This is a genomic window from Streptomyces sp. NK08204 (assembly GCF_020400585.1).
In the GTDB taxonomy this organism is placed as follows: Bacteria; Actinomycetota; Actinomycetes; order Streptomycetales; family Streptomycetaceae; genus Streptomyces.
In genome coordinates this window covers 92,655-113,539 of record NZ_JAINVF010000014.1, presented here as the reverse complement: position 1 = coordinate 113,539, position 20,885 = coordinate 92,655, and the positions used below count along the sequence as shown (strand labels likewise).

The 20,885-nt window shown below is 71.9% G+C and carries 21 protein-coding genes and 1 pseudogene; 18 read left to right on the top strand and 4 right to left on the bottom strand.

From position 1 onward, the window contains the following. The first annotated feature begins 189 nt into the window (after window positions 1-189). The 7 genes and pseudogenes from rpe to K7G59_RS21700 all read left to right on the top strand — a co-directional run bounded on the left by rpe (window position 190) and on the right by K7G59_RS21700 (window position 5,431). Window positions 190-876 carry a ribulose-phosphate 3-epimerase gene (gene rpe, locus K7G59_RS21730; protein WP_225836701.1) on the top strand — a complete coding sequence of 229 codons (687 nt, stop codon included), beginning with the start codon at window positions 190-192 and terminating at the stop codon, window positions 874-876. A gap of 90 nt (window positions 877-966) precedes the next feature. Further along, the gene (locus K7G59_RS21725) at window positions 967-2,010 is read left to right on the top strand and encodes a sugar-binding transcriptional regulator (protein WP_225836699.1); all 1,044 of its coding nucleotides are present in this window, start codon (window positions 967-969) and stop codon (window positions 2,008-2,010) included. An 86-nt stretch (window positions 2,011-2,096) separates the two neighbouring features. Beyond that, window positions 2,097-2,588, top strand: a complete 492-nt coding sequence (locus K7G59_RS21720) for a ribonuclease domain-containing protein (RefSeq protein ID WP_225836697.1) — start codon at window positions 2,097-2,099, stop codon at window positions 2,586-2,588. After that, window positions 2,585-2,953, top strand: a complete 369-nt coding sequence (locus K7G59_RS21715; protein WP_225836695.1) for a barstar family protein — start codon at window positions 2,585-2,587, stop codon at window positions 2,951-2,953. Before K7G59_RS21720 ends, K7G59_RS21715 begins: the two co-directional genes overlap by 4 nt. A 94-nt stretch (window positions 2,954-3,047) precedes the next feature. Next, window positions 3,048-4,490 carry a GuaB1 family IMP dehydrogenase-related protein gene (locus K7G59_RS21710; protein ID WP_225836693.1) on the top strand — a complete coding sequence of 481 codons (1,443 nt, stop codon included), beginning with the start codon at window positions 3,048-3,050 and terminating at the stop codon, window positions 4,488-4,490. 233 nt (window positions 4,491-4,723) lie between these two features. Further along, window positions 4,724-4,951 (top strand): annotated as a pseudogene (locus tag K7G59_RS21705) (amino acid permease C-terminal domain-containing protein); the annotation flags it as partial. Window positions 4,952-4,978: 27 nt separating this feature from the next. Next, on the top strand, window positions 4,979-5,431 hold the full coding sequence (locus tag K7G59_RS21700) for an Lrp/AsnC family transcriptional regulator (RefSeq protein ID WP_190059775.1): 453 nt from the start codon (window positions 4,979-4,981) through the stop codon (window positions 5,429-5,431). 36 nt (window positions 5,432-5,467) lie between these two features. On the opposite strand, the gene K7G59_RS21695 is transcribed toward K7G59_RS21700, so the two are convergent. Then, the gene (locus K7G59_RS21695) at window positions 5,468-6,208 is read right to left on the bottom strand and encodes a GntR family transcriptional regulator (RefSeq protein WP_225836691.1); all 741 of its coding nucleotides are present in this window, start codon (window positions 6,206-6,208) and stop codon (window positions 5,468-5,470) included. Between the two features lie 223 nt (window positions 6,209-6,431). Here K7G59_RS21695 and K7G59_RS21690 point away from each other — a divergent pair, with 223 nt between their 5' ends. From K7G59_RS21690 to K7G59_RS21645, 10 genes are all read left to right on the top strand, one after another. Then, window positions 6,432-7,592: an ABC transporter substrate-binding protein gene (locus K7G59_RS21690; protein ID WP_225836689.1), complete on the top strand. Its 1,161-nt coding sequence runs from the start codon at window positions 6,432-6,434 to the stop codon at window positions 7,590-7,592. Continuing rightward, window positions 7,589-8,488, top strand: a complete 900-nt coding sequence (locus K7G59_RS21685; RefSeq protein WP_225836687.1) for an ABC transporter permease subunit — start codon at window positions 7,589-7,591, stop codon at window positions 8,486-8,488. Before K7G59_RS21690 ends, K7G59_RS21685 begins: the two co-directional genes overlap by 4 nt. Beyond that, window positions 8,473-9,291 carry an ABC transporter permease gene (locus K7G59_RS21680; protein ID WP_225836685.1) on the top strand — a complete coding sequence of 273 codons (819 nt, stop codon included), beginning with the start codon at window positions 8,473-8,475 and terminating at the stop codon, window positions 9,289-9,291. Before K7G59_RS21685 ends, K7G59_RS21680 begins: the two co-directional genes overlap by 16 nt. 6 nt (window positions 9,292-9,297) lie before the next feature. Next, window positions 9,298-10,374: an ABC transporter ATP-binding protein gene (locus K7G59_RS21675; protein WP_225836683.1), complete on the top strand. Its 1,077-nt coding sequence runs from the start codon at window positions 9,298-9,300 to the stop codon at window positions 10,372-10,374. A 16-nt stretch (window positions 10,375-10,390) separates the two neighbouring features. Beyond that, window positions 10,391-11,884 carry an HAD-IA family hydrolase gene (locus K7G59_RS21670; RefSeq protein WP_225836681.1) on the top strand — a complete coding sequence of 498 codons (1,494 nt, stop codon included), beginning with the start codon at window positions 10,391-10,393 and terminating at the stop codon, window positions 11,882-11,884. Between the two features lie 92 nt (window positions 11,885-11,976). After that, window positions 11,977-14,667 carry a nitrate- and nitrite sensing domain-containing protein gene (locus tag K7G59_RS21665; protein ID WP_225836678.1) on the top strand — a complete coding sequence of 897 codons (2,691 nt, stop codon included), beginning with the start codon at window positions 11,977-11,979 and terminating at the stop codon, window positions 14,665-14,667. Beyond that, a complete protein-coding gene (locus K7G59_RS21660; protein ID WP_225836676.1) occupies window positions 14,657-15,094 on the top strand; it encodes a roadblock/LC7 domain-containing protein in 438 nt (145 codons plus the stop codon). Before K7G59_RS21665 ends, K7G59_RS21660 begins: the two co-directional genes overlap by 11 nt. Window positions 15,095-15,101: 7 nt before the next feature. Further along, a complete protein-coding gene (locus K7G59_RS21655) occupies window positions 15,102-15,482 on the top strand; it encodes a DUF742 domain-containing protein (protein ID WP_225836675.1) in 381 nt (126 codons plus the stop codon). A 270-nt stretch (window positions 15,483-15,752) separates the two neighbouring features. Continuing rightward, entirely contained in the window at window positions 15,753-16,541 is a 789-nt protein-coding gene (locus K7G59_RS21650; protein WP_225836674.1) for a carbon-nitrogen hydrolase family protein, read from the top strand. Between the two features lie 55 nt (window positions 16,542-16,596). Beyond that, window positions 16,597-18,294, top strand: a complete 1,698-nt coding sequence (locus K7G59_RS21645) for an NAD(P)/FAD-dependent oxidoreductase (RefSeq protein ID WP_225836673.1) — start codon at window positions 16,597-16,599, stop codon at window positions 18,292-18,294. 82 nt (window positions 18,295-18,376) lie between these two features. On the opposite strand, the gene K7G59_RS21640 is transcribed toward K7G59_RS21645, so the two are convergent. Together K7G59_RS21640 and K7G59_RS21635 are read right to left on the bottom strand one after the other, a co-directional pair. Further along, window positions 18,377-19,306, bottom strand: coding sequence for an LLM class F420-dependent oxidoreductase (locus tag K7G59_RS21640; protein WP_225836672.1), 930 nt, complete (start codon window positions 19,304-19,306; stop codon window positions 18,377-18,379). 115 nt (window positions 19,307-19,421) lie between these two features. Further along, the gene (locus K7G59_RS21635; RefSeq protein ID WP_225836671.1) at window positions 19,422-20,108 is read right to left on the bottom strand and encodes a DUF5995 family protein; all 687 of its coding nucleotides are present in this window, start codon (window positions 20,106-20,108) and stop codon (window positions 19,422-19,424) included. 192 nt (window positions 20,109-20,300) lie between these two features. Between K7G59_RS21635 and K7G59_RS21630 the strand changes: the two genes are divergently transcribed. Then, entirely contained in the window at window positions 20,301-20,615 is a 315-nt protein-coding gene (locus tag K7G59_RS21630; protein WP_225836670.1) for a transposase, read from the top strand. Between the two features lie 34 nt (window positions 20,616-20,649). Here the strand turns inward: K7G59_RS21630 and K7G59_RS21625 are convergent, their stop codons facing one another. Further along, window positions 20,650-20,808: a hypothetical protein gene (locus K7G59_RS21625; protein WP_225836669.1), complete on the bottom strand. Its 159-nt coding sequence runs from the start codon at window positions 20,806-20,808 to the stop codon at window positions 20,650-20,652. Window positions 20,809-20,885: the final 77 nt, after the last annotated feature.

The following is a 20,885-nucleotide window of genomic DNA, read 5'->3' as shown; positions in this document are numbered from 1 at the left end:
GTCCGGTGGTCCGGTCGCTGCTGTTCGTCGGCACGCTGATCCGGTGGCCCGCTGACCGGGCCGGCCACCCCGGCCCCGTCCGGCCCGCTCCGTCCACAGGTGCCGGTGTACCTTCGGACAAATAGGATGAACGGTCTCGCCTGTTGACCGGGGCGAACATCAGTGCCCCGGACATGGCAGGCTTGGGTCATGGCCGTGCAGATCAATCCCAGCATCCTGTCCGCCGACTTCGCGCGCCTCGCGGAGGAGGCCAAGGCGGTCGAAGGCGCCGACTGGCTCCACGTCGACGTCATGGACAACCACTTCGTCCCGAACCTCACGCTCGGCGTGCCGGTCGTGGAGTCCCTGGCTCGTGCGACGGACACCCCGCTGGACTGCCATCTGATGATCGAGCAGCCGGACCGCTGGGCACCGCAGTACGTCGAGGCGGGCGCCTCGTCCGTCACGTTCCACGTGGAGGCCGCCGCCGCCCCCGTGCGGCTGGCCCGCGAGATCCGCGCCAAGGGCGCTCGCGCCTCGATGGCGCTCAGGCCCGCGACGCCGATCGAGCCGTACGAGGACCTGCTGCCCGAACTCGACATGCTGCTGATCATGACGGTCGAACCGGGCTTCGGCGGCCAGGCGTTCCTGGACATCATGCTGCCGAAGATCCGCCGCACCAGAGAGCTGATCGACAAGCACGGTCTCCAGCTCTGGCTGCAGGTCGACGGCGGTGTCTCGGCCTCGACCATCGAGCAGTGCGCGGAAGCGGGCGCGGACGTCTTCGTCGCCGGCTCGGCGGTCTACGGAGCCCAGGACCCGGCAGAGGCCGTACGCGCACTGCGCGCCCAGGCCGAGGCGGCCACCGACAAGGCGTCCTGGGCGTGCGACCACTGAGCCATACAAACGTGAACGGTTGAGTGAACGGCGCCCATCAGGGCGAATCAGTTGCGCCGAATCTGCAAGGATGAACGGCGAATCCAGAGTGTGAACAGCAGTGAGGAGATCGCCGTGTCGGGTATGTCGGCGGGCCGGTCAGCCATGCGGATGGGACCCGCTGAGCTGGTGCAGGCGGCGGCTATGGCCCGCCGCTTCTACCTCGAGGGCAAGTCCAAGATCCAGATCGCTGAGGAGTTCGGCGTCAGCCGCTTCAAGGTGGCCCGGGTCCTGGAAACGGCCCTCGAACGGGATCTCGTACGTATCGAGATCCGTGTGCCGGCCGAGCTGGACGCCGAGCGCTCCGACGCGCTGCGCGCCCGCTACGGACTGAGGCACGCAGTCGTGGTCGAGTCCCCGGCGGAGGCCGAGGAGACCCCCGACCCCGAGAACCTCGGCGAGGTCGCCGCCGACCTGCTCGGCGAGCTCGTCAACGAGGGGGACGTACTGGGCCTGGCATGGGGCCGCTCCACCATCCACATGGCGGCGGCGCTCGACCGGCTGCCGCCGTGCACGGTGGTCCAGCTGACGGGCGTGTACGACGCCGGGACCGCCGAGCGCGGCTCCGTGGAGGCGGTACGCCGGGCCGCGCAGGTCTCGGGCGGCGACGCGCACCCCATCTACGCCCCGATGCTGCTGCCGGACGTGGCCACCGCCACGGCTCTGCGCAACCAGACCGGGATCGCCCGGGCCTACGAGTACTTCGACAAGGTCACGGTCGCCTGTGTCTCCATCGGCTCCTGGGGGCCGGGCATCTCGACCGTGCACGACATGCTCAGCGACGAGGAGCGTGCGCACTACGCCTCGCTCGGTGTCGCCGCCGAGATGTCCGCGCACCTCTTCGACGCCGAGGGGCGCCGCATCGGGCGGGACCTGCAGGAGCGGTGCATCACGGTCACGGCCGACCAGCTGCGCCGTATCCCGGAGGTCGTGGCGATCGCGGGCGGCCAGCGCAAGGCGTCCGCGATCGATGCGGTCCTGCGCTCCGGGCTGGTCACCAGCCTGGTCACGGACACCTCGGCCGCGGACTACCTGATGACGGCAGGGCCGACACCGAAGCCCGCACTCAGCCGCGCGGACCCGGACGGGTCCTGACGGTCCTGACCGCGGGTTCCGACGGCCGGCCCGGACGGCGGGTCGTGGCGTCGTCGTAGCGGGACGGCCGTGGCAGCATCGTCGGCATGCTGCCGCGGTTCGTCCCCCACGCACTCGGGCGGCGCGTGCCCCGTTCGCTCGCGGGGCTCCTCGTCGCCCTCGCCGTACTGCTGACCGGGTGCTCCTCGGGCTCCGCGGTCTCGGCCACACAGGCCACGCAGGCCTCCCATGCCGCGACGGCGTCGTCGGTCGGGAGGACGTCGAAGGCCACGGCGGCCCCTGCCCCCGCCTGGGCCCGGGGCATGCGCACCGTCGAGGTGTCCCGGCTCCCTCCCGAGGCCCGGCAGACTCTGGCCCTGATCGACAGGGGCGGGCCGTTTCCGTACGCGCGGGACGGGGTCGTCTTCGGGAACTTCGAAGGACTGCTGCCCACACACCGGCGCGGCTACTACCACGAGTACACGGTGCGGACACCCGGCTCGTACGACCGCGGGGCCCGGCGCATCGTCACCGGACACAACGCGGAGATCTACTACACCGACGACCACTACGAGTCGTTCCGGGCGGTGCTGAGATGACGCAAGAGCTCGCGGGCCGGGTCGTGGTCACGCTGGACCTCGACGGCGTCACCGACAGGGCGGGGCTCATGGACCGCGCCGCCAGGGCCCTCGCGCTGCCCGACTGGTTCGGCCGGAACTGGGACGCGCTGGCGGACAGCCTCGGCGACGAGACCCTGTGGCCCGCCGGGGCCGTGGAGCGCGGCATGCTCGTCGTCGTCCGGGGCTGGCAGGCGTATGCGAAAGCCCGGCCGGAGGAGTGGCGGATCGCCCAGGAGGTGTTCTCGGCGTCGGTGGGCGGCAGCCCGCCGCTGGACGTGGCCCTCGCCCTTGGAGGATCCTCCCAGGGCCACTCCGGCCGGCCTGGAGGTTCTGTGGGGGCATGACAGAACCCCCGCCATGGGACACTGAAGTACGTGCTCTTTCCCCCTGGCGCACCCGTCGGGGGGGTCACCTCTGATCGACTGGGATGTGCAGCACGTGCGTTTCCTCAATGACATCCAGCCCGCCTACGACCTGACGTACGACGACGTGTTCATGGTGCCGAGCCGCTCGGCGGTGGGCTCCCGCCAGGGCGTGGACCTCAGCTCGCCGGACGGCACGGGCACCACCATCCCGCTCGTCGTCGCCAACATGACCGCCATCGCCGGCCGTCGTATGGCCGAGACGATGGCCCGCCGAGGCGGCCTGGTGGTCATCCCGCAGGACATCCCGATCGACGTGGTCACCGATGTCGTCTCCTGGGTGAAGAGCCGCCACCTGGTGCTGGACACCCCGATCGTGCTGGCCCCGCACCAGACCGTCGCCGACGCCCTCGCGCTGCTGCCCAAGCGGGCGCACAACGCCGGTGTGGTCGTCGACGAGGACCACCGGCCCGTCGGCGTCGTCACCGACGCAGACCTCAGCGGTGTCGACCGCTTCACCCAGCTCGAAGTGGTCATGTCCAAGGACCTGCTCCTGCTGGACGCGGACATCGACCCGCGCGAGGCGTTCAACACGCTCGACGCGCACAACCGCCGCTACGCCCCGGCCGTCGACAAGGACGGCAGGCTCGCCGGCATCCTCACCCGCAAGGGAGCGCTGCGCGCCACGCTGTACACCCCGGCCGTCGACGCGCACGGCAGGCTGCGCATCGCCGCGGCCGTCGGCATCAACGGTGATGTCGCGGGCAAGGCCAAGCAGCTGCTCGACGCGGGCGTGGACACGCTCGTCATCGACACCGCGCACGGCCACCAGGAGCCGATGATCAACGCGATCAGCGTGGTGCGCGCGCTCGACCCGCAGGTACCGATCGTCGCGGGCAACATCGTCTCCGCCGAGGGCGTCAAGGACCTGATCGACGCCGGTGCGGACATCATCAAGGTCGGTGTCGGTCCCGGCGCCATGTGCACCACCCGCATGATGACCGGCGTGGGCCGGCCGCAGTTCTCCGCGGTCCTGGAGTGCGCCGCCGAGGCGAAGAAGTACGGCAAGCACGTATGGGCCGACGGCGGTGTCCGCCACCCGCGCGACGTGGCCATGGCCCTCGCGGCCGGCGCGTCGAACGTGATGGTCGGCTCCTGGTTCGCGGGCACCTACGAGTCACCGGGCGACCTCCAGCAGGACGCGGACGGCCGCCTCTACAAGGAGTCCTTCGGCATGGCCTCCGCCCGTGCGGTGCGCAACCGCACGTCGGAGGAGTCGGCGTACGACCGTGCCCGCAAGGCGCTGTTCGAGGAGGGCATCTCCACCTCGCGCATGTTCCTCGACCCGGCCCGCCCGGGCGTGGAGGACCTGATCGACTCGATCGTCGCGGGCGTCCGCTCCTCCTGCACCTACGCCGGTGCCGGCTCCCTGGAGGAGTTCGCCGAGAAGGCCATCGTCGGCATCCAGAGCGCCGCCGGCTACGCCGAGGGCAAGCCGCTGCACGCCAGCTGGAGCTGAGGCGCCCTCCTCTCACACGGCCCCTCCTGCGCGGCCCCCGTCGGTCCCGGTCACCGGGACGGACGGGGGCCGTCGTCGTGCCGCGTGCAACGGTCGAAACCGTCGACGCACGAACACCTGCCCCGCGGCCGGGAACGCAATGATCTGAGAGAGTCGCCCCCCCCCGCGTCCCCGGGCGTCGCCGCGCGCCTCATGCGTCGCAAGCCCGTGGAACGGCTGATCGCGGAGGGGGCCACGTCGCCGCCGTGGTGCTGCGCCGCACCCGCCCGCACATGCACCGCACGTTCCGTGTGCCGCTGGGCTTCATGTTCTGCGTGTGGATGATGGGCAGCCTGTCCAGCGTCACCTGGGTCGTGTTCGGTGTCTGGATGGCCGTCGGGCTCGTGTTCTACTTCCTGTACGGCTATCGCCGTTCCCGTCTCGCGACCGCAGAGAACGTCGCCGTGACGGCAGAGCTGTGACCGAACCGAAGAAGTGAACCACCCGCTGTGCTGAACGATCTCGACGAACGCATCGTGCACGCCCTCGCCGAGGACGCCCGCCGCTCCTACGCGGACATCGGCCAACTGGTCGGCCTGTCCGCGCCCGCCGTCAAACGGCGCGTGGACAGGCTGCGCGCGACCGGAGCCATCACCGGATTCACCGTCCGGGTGGACCCGGCGGCGCTCGGCTGGGAGACCGAGGGGTTCATCGAGATCTACTGCCGGCGCAACACCTCCCCAGAGACCATCCAGCGGGGCCTGGAGCGCTACCAGGAGGTCGTGGCCGCGTCGACCGTCACCGGCGACGCGGACGCGATCGCCCAGGTCTTCGCGTCCGACATGCGTCACTTCGAGCGCGTGCTGGAGCGGATCGCCGGGGAGCCGTTCGTGGAACGGACCAAGTCCGTGCTGGTGCTCTCGCCGCTGCTGCGCCGCTTCTCCTCCGGCGCGCCGGGCTGAGACACCCCGGGGGCGGGTAACTCCCCGCCCCCGGGCCTACTCCGCCGTCTTCCGGGCGAGCGGGTTGTTCCCGATCGAGTTGTGGACGCTGAAGCTCACGGCATCCGGCCGGTACCGGTCGTCCGACCACTCCACCGGCCGTCCTTCGTGGGTCGTGGTGATCCGCCGCACCCGCAGCAGCGGACTCGTACGGCGCACGCCCAGCAGCTCGGCGTCCTGTGCGCCGGCCGCGACCGCGTCGATCACGTGCTCCCCGTACGCGAAGACCAGCCCCCTGTCGTCGTACAGCCGCTGTGTCACCGAGGGGCAGTCCGGCTCTATGAACTCGACCGCGGGAGAGATCCAGTCGGCGTAGACGGTGCGCTCCACCAGGACCGGCTCGCCGTCCAGGCCGCGTACCCGCAGCACGTGCAACACCGGTGTGCCGACGGACAGTTGGAGGCGTATCGCGTCCTCGTGCGTGGCCGGCCGGTACTCCTGGACCGCGACACGGCCCGTGGCCTCGCGGCCCATCGCCCGCGCCCACTGCGCGAAGCTGCGCAGCTCGGCGAAGCTCTGGCTGCGGCGGCTGGCCAGCACCACCCGGCGGGCGCCCTGCCGGGAGCCGATCAGGCCCTCCGAGGTGAGGGCCGCGACGGCCTGGCGGACCGTGCCGCGGGACACGCCGTAGTGCGCGGCCAGCTCCGACTCCGAGGGGAGCCGGCTGCCGACCGTGTACTCCTCGCGGTCGATCGCTCGCCGCAGTTCGTCGGCGATCTCCTCGTGTCGTGCCGTCATGCTTCCCCTCTGGGTAGGCCGCTGTGCACAGCGTGACCAGCCTAATCGACGTCCTGGGCTGATCTGTGTCAACGGTAACTGTGCAGCGAAAGAGCGTTCGGGGTTTTGCCGGCGTTCATCAACGGGACACCAGGCACGGGCGTACTGGGGCCAACTTGTTCAGACAAGTTCCCTGCAGCAAGTCATCGCACCGCCTCACCCCGTGCGCACCCCTGGAGAGACCGTGACCGTGTCCCTGCCGCGAAACGCCGTCCTCGGCGGCTCCCTCGCCGTCGTCGCCGCGCTCGCGCTGAGCGCCTGCGGCGCCGCCCCCGACAACGCGTCGACCACCACCAAGGACGGCAAGAACGCCGCGACCACCACCTCCGCGGCCGACTTCGGCGGCATGGACGCCCTGGTCGAGGCAGCCAAGAAGGAGGGCTCGCTGCACATCATCGCGGTGCCCCGCGACTGGGCCAACTACGGCGCCCTCATCGACGGCTTCCAGAAGAAGTACGGCATCAAGATCGAGGACGAGAGCCCCGACGGCACCAGCCAGGACGAGATCAACGCCGTCACCTCCCGCAAGGGCCAGAACCGCGTCCCCGACGCGCTCGACCTGGGTAGCTCCTTCGCCCTCAGCGCCGCACAGCAGGGCCTGCTCGCCCCCTACAAGGTGGCCTCCTACGGCGACATCCCGGCCGGTCAGAAGGACCCGCAGGCCCGCTGGTACAACGACTACGGCGGCTACATCTCCATCGGCTGCGACGCGGGGCGCGTCAAGCAGTGCCCGACCACCTTCAAGGACCTTCTCAAGCCCGAGTACAAGGGCCAGGTCGCCCTCAACGGCAACCCCACCAAGTCCGGCTCGGCCTTCGGCGGCGTGTACGCGGCGGCCCTCGCGGGCGGCGGCTCCTTCGACGACATCCAGCCCGGCCTCGACTTCTTCGCCGAGCTGAAGAAGAACGGCAACTACACGCCCGTCGAGTCCACCCCGGCCACCGTCGAGAAGGGCGAGACACCGATCAGCATCGACTGGGACTACCTGAACGCCGGTTACGCCGACGAGTTCAAGTCCAAGGGCCTCGACTGGAAGGTCGCCGTCCCGAGCGACGGCCAGTACGCCCAGTACTACTCCCAGGCCATCACCAAGGACGCCCCGCACCCGGCGGCCGCCCGCCTGTGGCAGGAGTACCTGTACAGCGCCGAGGGGCAGAACCTGTGGCTGCGTGGCTACGCCCGCCCGGCCCTGATGACCGCCATGGAGAAGGCCGGCACCCTCGACAAGGCCGCCGCCGCCAAGCTCCCGCAGGTCACCGGTACCCCCTCCTTCCCGACCGAGGCCCAGCAGAGCAAGGCCAAGACGGTCATCGCGCAGGGCTGGGGGAAGGCCGTCTCCGGATGACCGCCGCTCTTCCGCACGCGGACGTGGCGCCCGTCGCTTCGGCGAAGCGACGGCGCCGCGCCCCCGCCTGGCTCGCCGTGGTGCCACTGCTGGTCTTCACGGCCATCGCCTTCGGTCTGCCCGCCCTCGCCATGCTGAACGGCGCCTTCACGGTCAAGGACCCGGCCAGCGGCGCCACGTCCTACACCGGCACCAACCTGACGACCTCGCTGCAGGGCCCGTACCTCACCGCACTGATCGGCAGCGTCAAGCTGTCGGCGGTCTCCGCCGGGCTCGGCGCCCTGCTCGGGCTGCCGCTTGCCCACTCCGTGGTCAGCTCCCGCTCCCGCGCGCTGCGCGAGGCGGTACTGACCGCCTCCGGCGTACTCGCCAACTTCGGCGGTGTGCCACTGGCCTTCGCCTTCGTCGCCACCCTCGGCAACGCGGGCGTGCTGACCGTGCATCTGGGTCTGCAGGACAGCGGCTGGAACCTCTACAGCTTCTGGGGCCTGGTCATGGTCTACCTGTACTTCCTCATCCCCCTGATGGTCCTCACCATCACCCCGGCCCTGGACGGCCTGCGCGCCCAGTGGCGGGAGGCCGCGCGCAACAGCGGCGCCACCGGCGTGCAGTACCGGCGGCACGTGGCCCTGCCCGTGCTCGCGCCGTCCCTGCTCGGCGGCCTGGTGCTGCTGTTCGGCAGCGCCTTCGCCGCCTACGCCACCGCCGCCGCCATGGTCGGCAGCGCGGTCCCGCTGGTCACCCTGCAGATCGCCGACGCGCTGTCCGGCAACGTGCTGGTCGGCCAGGAGAACGTGGCCCTCGCCCTCAGCCTCGACATGGTCCTCGTGGCCGGCCTGGTGATGGCCGTGTACCTGCCCCTGCAACGACGGAGCGCCCGATGGCTCGACGCCTGACCCCCTGGCGCTGGGCCGTCCTCGGCCTGGCCGCCCTGTACTTCCTGGTGCCGCTCGGCGCGTCCGTGGTCTTCACCATCGACGTGCCCGGCCAGGGCATCACCTTCGACGCCTACAGCAGGATCCTTTCCGCCGACGGCTTCGTCTCCAGCCTGCTGCTCTCGCTGGAGCTGGCCGCCGCCACCATCGCAGCCGTACTGCTGCTGCTGGTGCCCGCGGTGGTCGCGATCAGGCTGGGCGTGCCCCGGCTGCGGCCGGTGGTGGAGGTCGTGTGCTCGCTGCCGCTGGTGGTGCCGCCGATCGCGTTCTCCGCCGGCATCGCGACCGTGCTGAAGTGGGGGCCGGACCATTTGTCCCGCACCCCGCTGTTCCAGACGTTCGTGGCGATCCAGAACGAGAACTTCCCCGTCGTGCTGGTCCTCGCCTACGTCGTGATGGCCCTGCCGTTCGTCCACCGTGCCCTGGACACGGGCCTGCGCGCCATCGACGTACGGACCCTCGTCGAGGCGGCGCGCAGCTGCGGCGCCTCCTGGCCGCAGGCCCTCGTGCGGGCCGTGCTGCCGAACCTGCGCGGAGCGCTGCTGAACGCGGCCTTCCTCACCCTGGCCCTGGTCCTCGGCGAGTTCACCGTGGCCCGTCTGCTCGGCTACACGCCGTTCGCCGTGTGGATCTACAACGTCGGCGAATCGCAGGCCCAGATGTCCGTCGCCGTCTCCGTGCTCAGCCTGCTCGTCACCTGGGCCCTGCTCCTCGCGCTCGCCGGTGCCGGCGGCCGCACCCGAACCGCTTCCTCCCGGGGATGAATCACCATGACCGCCACCACCCTTGAGACGGCCACCCGCGAAAAGGCCGCCACCGTCGAGTTCCGCGGACTGCGCAGGGAGTTCGGGGCCACCGTCGCCCTCGACGGACTCGACCTGACCGTGCGCCCGGGGGAGTTCCTGGCCCTGCTCGGCCCCTCCGGCTGCGGCAAGACCACCGCGCTGCGCATGCTCGCCGGGTTCGAACACCCCGACTCCGGCGCGGTGCTGGTGGACGGCGAGGACGTCACCCACGTCCAGGCCCACCGCCGCGACGCCGGGATGGTCTTCCAGTCCTACAGCCTCTTCCCGCATCTGAACGCCATCGACAACGTCGCCTTCGGACTGCGCATGCGCAAGGTGCGTACGGCCGAACGGCGCGCTCGCGCAGCCGAGTTGCTGGAGCTGGTCGGCCTCGGCGACAAGGGGGAGCGCTACCCGCACCAGCTCTCCGGCGGGCAGCAGCAGCGCGTGGCGCTCGCCCGCGCGCTCGCCCTGCGCCCGCGCGTCCTCCTGCTGGACGAACCACTGTCCGCCCTCGACGCAAAGGTGCGGCTCAGCCTGCGCGAGGAGATCCGCCGGCTCCAGCAGGAACTCGGCATCACCACCCTGTTCGTCACCCACGACCAGGAAGAGGCGCTGTCGGTCGCCGACCGGGTCGCCGTGATGCGGGCCGGACGACTCGAACAGTGCGCCGGACCGGCCGAGTTGTACAACCGCCCCGCCACCGCCTTCGTCGCCGAGTTCGTCGGCACGATGAGCCGCATCCCGGGCGAGCTGTCGGACGGCACGGTCGAACTGCTCGGACAGCGGCTGCCGGCCGACGGTCAGGTGCCCGCCGGTGCCGTGGACGTGCTGGTGCGGCCCGAGGCCGTACGGGTGCGGGCCGACGAACAGGGCAGCGCCCGGGTCGTCGCCACCGCCTTCCTGGGCGCGGTCGTCCGGGTCACCGTACGGCTCGCCGACGGCACCGAGGCCAAGGCCGACCTGCCCGCGCACGACGCCGCCGGGCTCGGCGCCGGATCCGCCGTGACCGTGTCGCTGCCCGAGCGGCCGGTGCTGGTGGCCGGACGCATCCAGAAGTAGTGAGGAAGACAGGAACGTGACCCCCCGTACCCCCGAACGACCGCGCCCCCGTACCTCCGGTCGCCCGCTGCAGGCCGTCCTGTTCGACATGGACGGCACGCTCGTCGACACCGAGCGCCTGTGGTGGGAGGCGGTCGAGCTGGTCGCCGGGCGCCCGCTGACCGAGGCCGACCAGCCGGACGTGCTGGGCCGCGCCGTCGAGCACACCGCGGCCTGGCTCGCCGCCGGCACCGGCCGGCCGGACGCGGACCTCGCCGCCGACCTGCACCGCGAGTTCGCCGCACGCGTCCGCACCGGCGTCGTGCCGCGCCCCGGCGCCCGGGAACTGCTGGACGCGCTGGCCCGCTCCGGTGTCCCCACCGCCCTGGTCACCGCGTCCCCGCGCGCGGTCGCCGACGTCGTCCTCGACGCCCTCGGCGCCGAGCGCTTCGCCGCATCCGTCACCGCCGACGACACGCCCCGCACCAAGCCGGCCCCCGACCCCTACCTCGCCGCCGCCCGTTCCCTCGGCGTCGACCCGGCGGCCTGCGTGGCCGTCGAGGACACCGAGACCGGCGTGGCCTCCGCCGAGGCCGCCGGGTGCGCCGTGCTCGCCGTACCCTCGCTCGCCCCGATCGGCGCCGGGCCGGGACGTACCGTGCGGGACAGTCTCGTCGGCGTCACCACCAAGGAGCTGGAGCAGATGGTCGCAGCAGAACTGCGGGTCATGAGCTGGAACCTGTGGCTCGGCGGCAGCGCGGTGGACGACCACCGGGCCAAGCAGGTCAAGGCCATCCTGGACAGCGGCGCCGACGTCGTCGGCCTCCAGGAGACCGCCGGCACCTCGGCGCAGGAGCTGGCCCAGCTCCTCGGCTGGCACCACCACCGGGCGGGCGAGAACCTCGGCGTCATCAGCCGCCATCCCATCACCGCCCGGTTCGGCGACCCCGGCATCGGCTTCTACGGCGCCGCCGGAGTCCGGATCGAGGTCGCGCCGGGCCGTGAGGTCGACGTGTGGACCGCGCACCTGCACTACACGCCGTACGGGCCCTACGAGTCCGCCTTCGACGGCCTGCCGGCCGCCGAGCTGATCGCGCACGAGGAGGTGCGGCTCGGGCAGATGCGGGACACGCTGCGCCGGATCGACGGGTCCTCGCGCGACGGCGTCCCGGTCGTCCTCGTCGGCGACTTCAACTGCCCCTCGCACCTGGACCGGCCGGAGGTGGCGTGGCCGGTGACGCAGGCGGCCGAGGAGGCGGGTTTCGCCGACTCCTTCCGTGAGGCCCACCCCGACCCGGCCGCGGAGCCCGGCCACACCTGGTCGCCGATCCACCCCGTCCACGAGGACGGCAGCGGGCGACCCGAGCCGCAGGACCGGATCGACTACGTCCTGCACCGGGGCGGGCTGACCGTGCGGGACTCCCGGACCCTCGTCACGGGCGCCCCGAACCCCTGGCCCGAGGTGGCCGGGAACGACTGGCCCTCGGACCACGCGGCGGTGCTCACGACGTTCGCCGTGACCCGGATGTGACCGAGGGTCACCCCAGGTCACCATTGCGGTCCCGGGTGATCATCCCGTAGGTTGACCGCACTCTTTACTGACTGGTAACCGGCAGGTACCCCATGCGCTGGCCCGTCGGCCGTCCCCCCACCGTGCGCACGAGGATCGTGGCGCTCGCTCTCGCCCCGGCCGTCGCGCTGATGGCCCTGTGGAGCTTCGCCATGGTGTCCGTCACCGGCGAACTGCGGGTCCTGATCCGGCTCCAAGGGGTGTACGAGGACTTCGGCACCCCGGTGGACACCGCCATCGGGCAGATCCAGATCGAGCGCCGGATGTCCGCCGCCTACCTGGGCGCGGGCCGTGGCCCGGCCACGGCGGGCGACCTGCTCAGGCAGCAGCGCCGTACCGACCGGGCCCTGGATGCCATGCGGAAGGCGATCCGCGGCGGGGACCGCGGCCGGCTCACCCGGCGGCAGCGCCAGGCCCTGGACGCCATGGCCGCGGCCACCGGCGGACTGGACCGGCTGCGCGCCGACGTGCTGGCCCGGCGGATCTCCTGGGACCGGGCGGTCACCGACTACAGCGCCCTCGTCGAGCCCGGCTTCGACGTCGAGTCCACGCTCACCGCCCTGCAGGCGGGGCAGCTCGCCAGGGAGGCCCAGGTCGTCATCGAGCTGGTCCGGGTACGGGACTTCGTCTCCCGGGAGGACGCCCTCGTCGCCGGTGCCCGTGCGGCCGGCACCTTGACGGACCGGCAGTACGACACCCTGACGGCGACCATCGAGGACCGGCGCGTCTTCGAGCGGACGTATGTGCCCGACCTGCCCGCGGACTCGCGCGGCGTGTTCGAGCAGTTCCAGCGCGGGGACCTGTACCGCTCCCTGGTGCACGGCGAGGACGCGCTGCTGCGGGCCGGGGCCGCACATGCCGGGCGGGCCGTCGCGGCGGACACCTGGCGCTCGACCACCGACCGGGCCGTCGAGCGCTACATGCAGCTGTGCACCCGCTCGGCCGAGAACTCCGCCGCGCGCGGGCGGTCCTTCGCCTACCGGGAACTGGCCAAGGCATCCGTCGTCGGCGCGGTCGGCCTGGCCGCTGTCGCGCTGTCCCTGTGGCTCGCTGTCCGCGGTGCCCGGCGCATATCGCGTCGCCTGGAGACCCTCCGGGACGCGGCGGACGTCCTCACCACGCAGCAACTCCCGGATGTCATGCGCAGGCTGAGTGCGGGCGAGGAGGTGGACGCCCTCGCCGAGGCGCCGCCGCTCGCCGCCGACGAGGTGCGCGCCGACGAGATCGGGCAGGTCGGCCGGTCCTTCAACACCGCGCGTCTGGCCGCCGTGGAGGCCGCCGTCAAGCAGGCCGCCCTGCGCCGGGGCCTGTCCGCGGTGCTGCTCAACATCGCGCGCCGCAACCAGGCGCTGGTGCACCGCCAGTTGAAGCTCGTGGACACACTGGAACGGCGCACCGAGGACCCCGACGTCCTGCGCGAGCTGTTCCGCATCGACCACCTCACCACACGCATGCGCCGGCACGCGGAGAGCCTGATCATCCTCTCCGGCGCCGCCCCCGGCCGCCGCTGGCGCCGGCCCGTGCCCCTCGCAGACGTCGTCGCCTCGGCCGTCAGCGAGATCGAGGACTACACGCGCGTGGTGGTGCCGCCGGTGCCGGAGGTCGGCGTGGCCGCGGACGCGGTCGCCGACGTCGTCCACCTGATCGCCGAACTGCTGGAGAACGCCACGGTGTTCGCGCCGCCGCACACCCAGGTCACGGTGCGCACCGGGCGGGCCGACGGCGGCTTCGCGCTGGAGATCGACGACCGAGGGCTGGGCCTGGACACCGACCAGCACGAGCACGCCCGGCGCACCCTCACCGACCCCGACGCCTTCGACCCCACCCGCCACGACCGTCTCGGCCTCTACGTCGTCGGCCGCCTCGCCGCCCGCCACGGCATCGGGGTGACTCTCAGGGACTCGCCGTCCGGGGGAACGACGGCGGTGGTGCTGTTGCCGGAGGCGGTACTGGCCGAGGGGGCGCCGGGGGAGGACACCCCGGCGGTGGGGGCACCGGCGGTTGGAACGCCGACGGAGACGACCGCAGGACGGTCGCCGGGCCCGGAACCTGCGCAGCGGGAGCGGTGGGGGGCGCAAGCCGGGGTACAGCCGCTGCCGAGGCCCTCCGTGCACGCGCCGAGGCCGAGTCTGCCCACGCGAAGCCGCCCCAAGCCGGCACCGGGCCCGGATTCCCGGGCCGCTGCCCCGCACCCGGAAGCCGGCGGCACCGCCGCCCGCCCGGAGGCTTCGGTCACCGGGCCGCACCGGGGCGCCGCGGCCGTGGCCCCCGACCAGGGCCGCACGGCTCCCGCCCCTGGTTCTCACGTCGCGGCCGGTACTTCTCCGGCCGAGCCGCGGGTCGTCGCGGCCGGCCCGGAGGCGGTGGCGGCTGGACTCGGCCCGGGGGCCGCGGCCGGTGATCCTCTGCCCGAGCCGCAGGCCGCCACCTTCGGCCCGGAGGCCCCAGCCCCCGCCCTCGACCCGCACCCGCAGCACGCGGCCCCCGCCCCGGAACCCGCCGCCCCTGCCCCCGCTCTGCCCACACGGATTCGGCAGGCATCGCTGGTCCCGGAGCTGCGTGACGAGCCGGTGGCCCCGGACGCGGTGCGCGGGCGTGAGACCGACGCCGAGGAGATGCGTGCCATCTTCGGCGCGTTCCAACGTGGGCTGGACCGTGGCCGTAAGGGCCTGCCCACGACCAGCGACGCGCACGACGCGTCCACCGACACCCACGAAGGGACGGACAGCGACCATGCACGGTGACGACCAGACCCCCGAGCGCCCCGCCGCACCCGCCGGAGCGCCCGGCACGGATCTCGGCTGGCTGCTGGATGACCTCGTGGCGCGCACCGACCACGTCCGTCAGGCCGTCCTGCTCACCGCCGACGGCCTCCCGCTCAGCAGCTCGGAGGGCATGCGCCGACGGGACATCGAGCACCTGGCCGCCGTGTGTTCCGGCTTCCACAGCCTGGCCCGCTCGGCGGGGGAGCGGTTCGAGGCGGGCGAGGTGCGGCAGACCATGGTGATGCTGGACGACGCCTACCTGTTCATCACCCCGGCCGGGCAGGGGAGCCGGCTCGCCGTGCTCAGCGAGGCGGGCACCGACGTCGGGCAGCTCGCCCACGAGATGGCGCTGCTCGTCCGCAGGCTCGGCCACCATCTGGACGCCGCCGCCCGCACGGCCCCATGATCCCGCGGTGAACGACGAGCACTGGTACGAGGACGAGACCGGGTCGATGGTGCGCCCCTACACGGTGACCGGGGGCCGCACCCGGCCCCCGGGTCGGCATGCCATCGACCTGATGTCGCAGGTCACCGCGGTGGACACCGAGGCGGGAGGGCCCGGCATCGACCACGCCCGTGCCGCGCTCCTCGATCTCGTCCTGCGCGGCCCGCGCCCCGTGGTCGAGCTGGCCGCGGACGCTGACCTGCCCCTGACCGTCGTCCGCGTCCTGCTCGGCGACCTCGCCGAGTCCGGCCACATCCGCATCGACGCGCCCCGCCGCGTGCTGCCCAGCGGACCGGCGGCCGACCCGGGGCTGCTCAAGGAGATCGTGGAGCGCCTGAAGCAGATCTAGAGGGAGCGGAAGAACACCTGCCAGAACCCACAAGGAGCACCACAAGGACAACCACAAGGGGTTCCGGAAGGGTTCCGGAAGGTGTTCCGGAAGGGGATCCAGAGGCAGGTCGGGGAAACCCCTACCGAGGGCACGCAACGAATCGCCGTCCGACCCCCCTCGCACGCAACGATCCGCGCATCGGCGCGCAACGGCTCCTTCTTGTCCGCCCGAGCGCGCCGACCGTACCTTCTAACTGGCCCCCCAACCCCCGTCCGGTGAGGATCACGCATGCGCACCGCCCTGCTCCAGAGCTCCGGCCGTCCCGGCTCGATCGTCGAGAATCTCAAGGTTCTCGACGAGGCCGCGGGCCGTGCCGCCGCCGCGGGCGCCGCGCTGCTGGCCGCACCGGAGATGTTCCTGACCGGGTACGCGATCGGCGACGACATCGCCCGGCTCGCCGAGCCCGCCGACGGCGACTCCGCCGCTGCGATCGCCGAGACCGCCGCCCGGCACGGCCTGGCCATCGCCTACGGCTACCCGGAGCGCGACGGCGAGACCGTTTACAACTCCGCCCAGCTGATCTCCGCCGACGGCACCCGGCTCGCGAACTACCGCAAGACCCATCTCTTCGGCTGCTTCGAGCGCGACCACTTCACGCCGGGCGGGCAGCCGGTCGTCCAGGCCGAGCTGAACGGCCTGACCGTGGGCCTGATGATCTGTTACGACGTCGAGTTCCCGGAGAACGTCCGCGCCCACGCGCTGGCCGGCACCGACCTCCTCGTCGTCCCGACCGCGCAGATGCACCCCTTCCAGTTCGTCGCCGAGTCGGTGGTCCCGGTGCGCGCCTTCGAGAACCAGATGTACGTCGCGTACGTCAACCGGGTCGGTCAGGAAGGGGAGTTCGAGTTCGTCGGGCTCTCCACCCTCGCCGGGCCGGACGGCATCGCCCGCACCCGCGCCGGACGCGCCGAGCAGCTGGTGTTCGCCGATGCCGACCCCGCCTTCCTGGCTGCGTCCCGGGAAGGCAACCCGTACCTGAAGGACCGCCGCCCCGGCCTGTACGGGTCCCTGGTCTGAGCGACCCCTTACCACAGCTCCCCCAGTTTCACCACGCGCAAGGAGTCCGTACCCCATGACGTCCACGGTGCCCAACGCCGTCGAACACGCCGACGAGCAGCAGCCGCCGATCACCATGTTCGGCCCGGACTTCCCGTACGCCTACGACGACTTCCTCGCCCACCCGGCGGGCCTCGGCCAGGTGCCGGCCACCGAGCACGGCACCGAGGTCGCGGTCATCGGCGGCGGTCTGTCCGGCGTCGTCGCCGCCTACGAGCTGATGAAGATGGGCCTCAAGCCCGTCGTCTACGAGGCCGATCAGCTCGGCGGCCGGCTGCGCACCGTCGGCTTCGACGGCTGCGACGAGTCGCTGACCGCCGAGATGGGCGCCATGCGCTTCCCGCCGTCCTCCACCGCCCTCCAGCACTACATCGACCTGGTCGGCCTGGAGACCAAGCCCTTCCCGAACCCGCTGGCCGAGGCCACTCCGTCGACCGTCGTCGACCTCAAGGGCGAGACGCACTACGCCGAGACCATCGACGACCTGCCCCAGGTCTACCGTGACGTGGCCGACGCCTGGAACAAGTGCCTGGACGAGGGCGCCGACTTCTCGGACATGAACCGGGCCATGCGTGAGCGGGACGTCCCGCGCATCCGCGAGATCTGGGCGAAGCTGGTCGAGAAGCTCGACAACCAGACCTTCTACGGCTTCCTCTGCGACTCCGAGGCCTTCAAGTCCTTCCGGCACCGCGAGATCTTCGGCCAGGTCGGCTTCGGCACGGGCGGCTGGGACACCGACTTCCCGAACTCCATCCTGGAGATCCTGCGGGTCGTCTACACCGAGGCCGACGACCACCACCGCGGCATCGTCGGCGGCTCCCAGCAGCTGCCGCTGCGCCTGTGGGAGCGCGAGCCGGAGAAGATCGTCCACTGGCCGTACGGCACCTCGCTGAAGTCCCTGCACGTGGACGGCGAGCCCCGCCCGGCAGTGACCCGGCTGCACCGCACCGCGGGCAACCAGATCACCGTGACGGACGCGAACGGCGACATCCGCACCTACAAGGCGGCCATCTTCACCGCCCAGTCCTGGATGCTGCTGTCCAAGATCGCCTGCGACGACTCGCTCTTCCCGATCGACCACTGGACCGCGATCGAGCGCACCCACTACATGGAGTCCTCGAAGCTGTTCGTGCCCGTGGACCGTCCGTTCTGGCTGGACAAGGACGAGGAGACCGGCCGGGACGTCATGTCGATGACGCTCACCGACCGCATGACCCGCGGCACCTACCTGCTGGACGACGGCCCGGACAAGCCCGCCGTGATCTGCCTGTCCTACACCTGGTGCGACGACAGCCTGAAGTGGCTGCCGCTGTCCGCGAACGAGCGGATGGAGGTCATGCTGAAGTCGCTCGGCGAGATCTACCCGAAGGTAGACATCAGGAAGCACATCATCGGCAACCCGGTGACCGTCTCCTGGGAGAACGAGCCCTACTTCATGGGCGCGTTCAAGGCCAACCTGCCCGGCCACTACCGCTACCAGCGGCGCCTGTTCACGCACTTCATGCAGGACCGGCTGCCCGAGGACAAGCGGGGCATCTTCCTCGCCGGCGACGACATCTCCTGGACCGCAGGCTGGGCCGAGGGCGCGATCCAGACCGCGCTGAACGCGGTCTGGGGCGTCATGCACCACTTCGGCGGAGCCACCGACCCGGCCAACCCGGGCCCGGGCGACCGCTACGACGAGATCGCCCCGGTGGAACTGCCCGAGGACTGACCGGCATCCGACCGGACCCGACTGGACCCGACCAGATCCGACCAGGTCCAGCGGGCACCAACCAAGGCGCGGGCGGCCGGCCTCAGACTCCGGCCGCCCGCGCCTTCTCGAACACCTCGGCGGCGATGTCCTTCAGTTCCTCCGCGTCCCGCGCGAGGTTCTGGAGGTCGAGCATGATCTCGTCCAGGCCGACCTGTGCGTACTCCGCCAGATCCTCGACGATCTGTTCCACGTCCCCCTGGAAGGGCATCCGGTCCGCTCCCTCGTACGGCTTGGACCGCCAGCTGCTGTTCACCCGGAGGACCGTCCGGATCGGCTCCGTACGGCCCCGTTCCTCGGCCAGTTCCTGCAGCTCGCGCCACTCGGCGGCAAGCTTCCCGGCCCCGAGGGCGACCGGCAGCCAGCCGTCGGCGTGGTCCACGAGGCGCCGCTTGGCCCGCTTGTTGCCCGCGGCGAGCATGATCGGTATCGGCCGGGCCGGCTTGGGCCCGACCACCGCGGAGGCGATCTTGGTGATCCTGCCGTCGTGGACGACCGGATCCGGCCCCCACACCTTCCGGCACACCTCGATGACCTCGTCCAGCACGGCCCCGCGCTCCTCGAAGGGCCGGACGGCGGATGCCGCGTACTCGTCCAGGGACCAGCCGGTGCCGAAGCCCGCGATCACCCGGCCGCCGCTCGCCGCGTCCAGCGTCGCAAGGGCCTTGGCGAGCTGGAACGGCACGTGCAGCGGTGCGACCAGCACGCTGGAGCCGAGCCGGGCCCGCTCGGTGGCCGCTGCCGCGAGGGTCAGCGTGACCAGCGGGTCCGCCACACCCCGGTACTGGTCGGGCCAGGGCATGCCCTCGATGCCGAACAACCCCTGGGTGGCGGGTTCGGGGAACAGCGCCCGCTCGAAGACCCACAGGCTGTCGTAGCCGATCTCCTCGGCGGCGCGTGCCACGTCGGCCACGTCCCTGCCGAGGGAGTACTGCTGCATCTGGGGAAGACTGAGGCCGAGCCTGGTCGCCATACCACCGCTCCTCTGCGATCGGATACCGGCCGGTCAACGTACGGTGATCTCAAGGGATTTCCACAGGCGGCGCGCGGCGAAAGGATCAGGCCAGGTCCGGTGGAGGAGGACCCCGTCAGCCGGGCAGAGGGGTCAGCAGCATCCGCCCGGCGAAGCCCACCGCCGCGTCCAGCCGTTCGGTGAACTCCTCGGCGACGTCCTCGCAGCGGCGCAGCGCCCACAGCGCGCGGGCCGCCGCCCAGGTCGCGTCCCGGGCCCGTTCCAGGCTCCACGAACCCAGTAGATGAGTGAGCGGGTCGGCGATCTGCAACAGGTCGGGGCCCGGCATCAGATCCTCGCGGATGCGCTCCTCCAGCGAGACCAGGAGTTCGCCCACGCGGTCGAACTCGTCCTCCAGGTCGGCCGGTTCGCAGCCGAGCGCGTGACAGGTGTCGACCACCGCGAGGGCCAGGTCGTGGCCGATGTGCGCGTTGACGCCCGCCAGCGCGAACTGCAGCGGCCGTACGCCGGGATGGCGGCGGAGCTGGAACAGCGGGCGCCAGCAGGCGGGCGGACGGCGATCCGCGTCCGCCGCGACGACCGCCGCCAGATACCGCTCGGCGAACCGCACGTCCAGCGTGCTCGCCGCTCGCGCGTCCGGGAACTCCCCGGCCTCCAGGCGCCGGTCGACCTCCTCGGTGACGGCGAGGTAGACACGGTTGAACACGGCGACCCCGTCCCACTCGGGCAGGGACGCGTCGAGTGCGCGCATGCGGCGGACGACGGCGTCGACGGACGTGGTGAGGTGTTCCAACTGCGCCATGGGGGAAGGGTCCCAGCCGCGGGCCGACGGGCGTGCCGACCGGCCCGGCGCTTCGCCGGATCGAGGGAACACCGGGCGCCCGTTCATGGACCCGGCCGGGTACCTCGAGGCGTCGTGGGCCTTCAGGCTCGGTGGACTCGGCCTGCCTTCGCGACCGCGGCCTCCAACGCCAGATCGAGGAGGGCCTGAAGGGTGGAGTCCTGGAACCGGGCGAACACGGTTTACTGCTATGGCAAAAGCGGGGAGATCTCCACCAACCGGCGTGAAGAGGTGGAGATGGCCGCGCTGCGCCTGCGGATCCTTCAGGCGTCCCTGGTGTACGTCAACACCCTGATGCTCCAGGCCGTCCTCGCTGAACCTGCCTGGTCCGGGCTGCTCACCCGGGACGGCCGGCGCGGGCCGACCCCGCTGTTCCGGCACCACGTCCGCCCCTACGGCGAAGTCCGCTTCGAACCCGGCACCCGCCTGCACCTTGGGGAGACCGCACCTGCCGGGAGCGGGCGGTGACACGGATGCGGCCGTTGCCGGGGCGCGAGCGCCTTCACCGCTGCCCGCGCACAGCGCGGACCAGCTCGGCGGCAGCACGCAGGATATGGGCGCGCTCTCGCGCGGCGGTGCCCTTCAGCGCGATGACCGCGATGAGCACGGCCGCAGTGGCCACGACCACCATGCCCGCCACCGGCACCAAAGCCCAGACCATGACGTCCATCAGATCCCTCCGCATTCTCGGCCGCCCGATCCGGCAGCGCCCGAGAGCTAGTGCAAAGGACCAGGCCA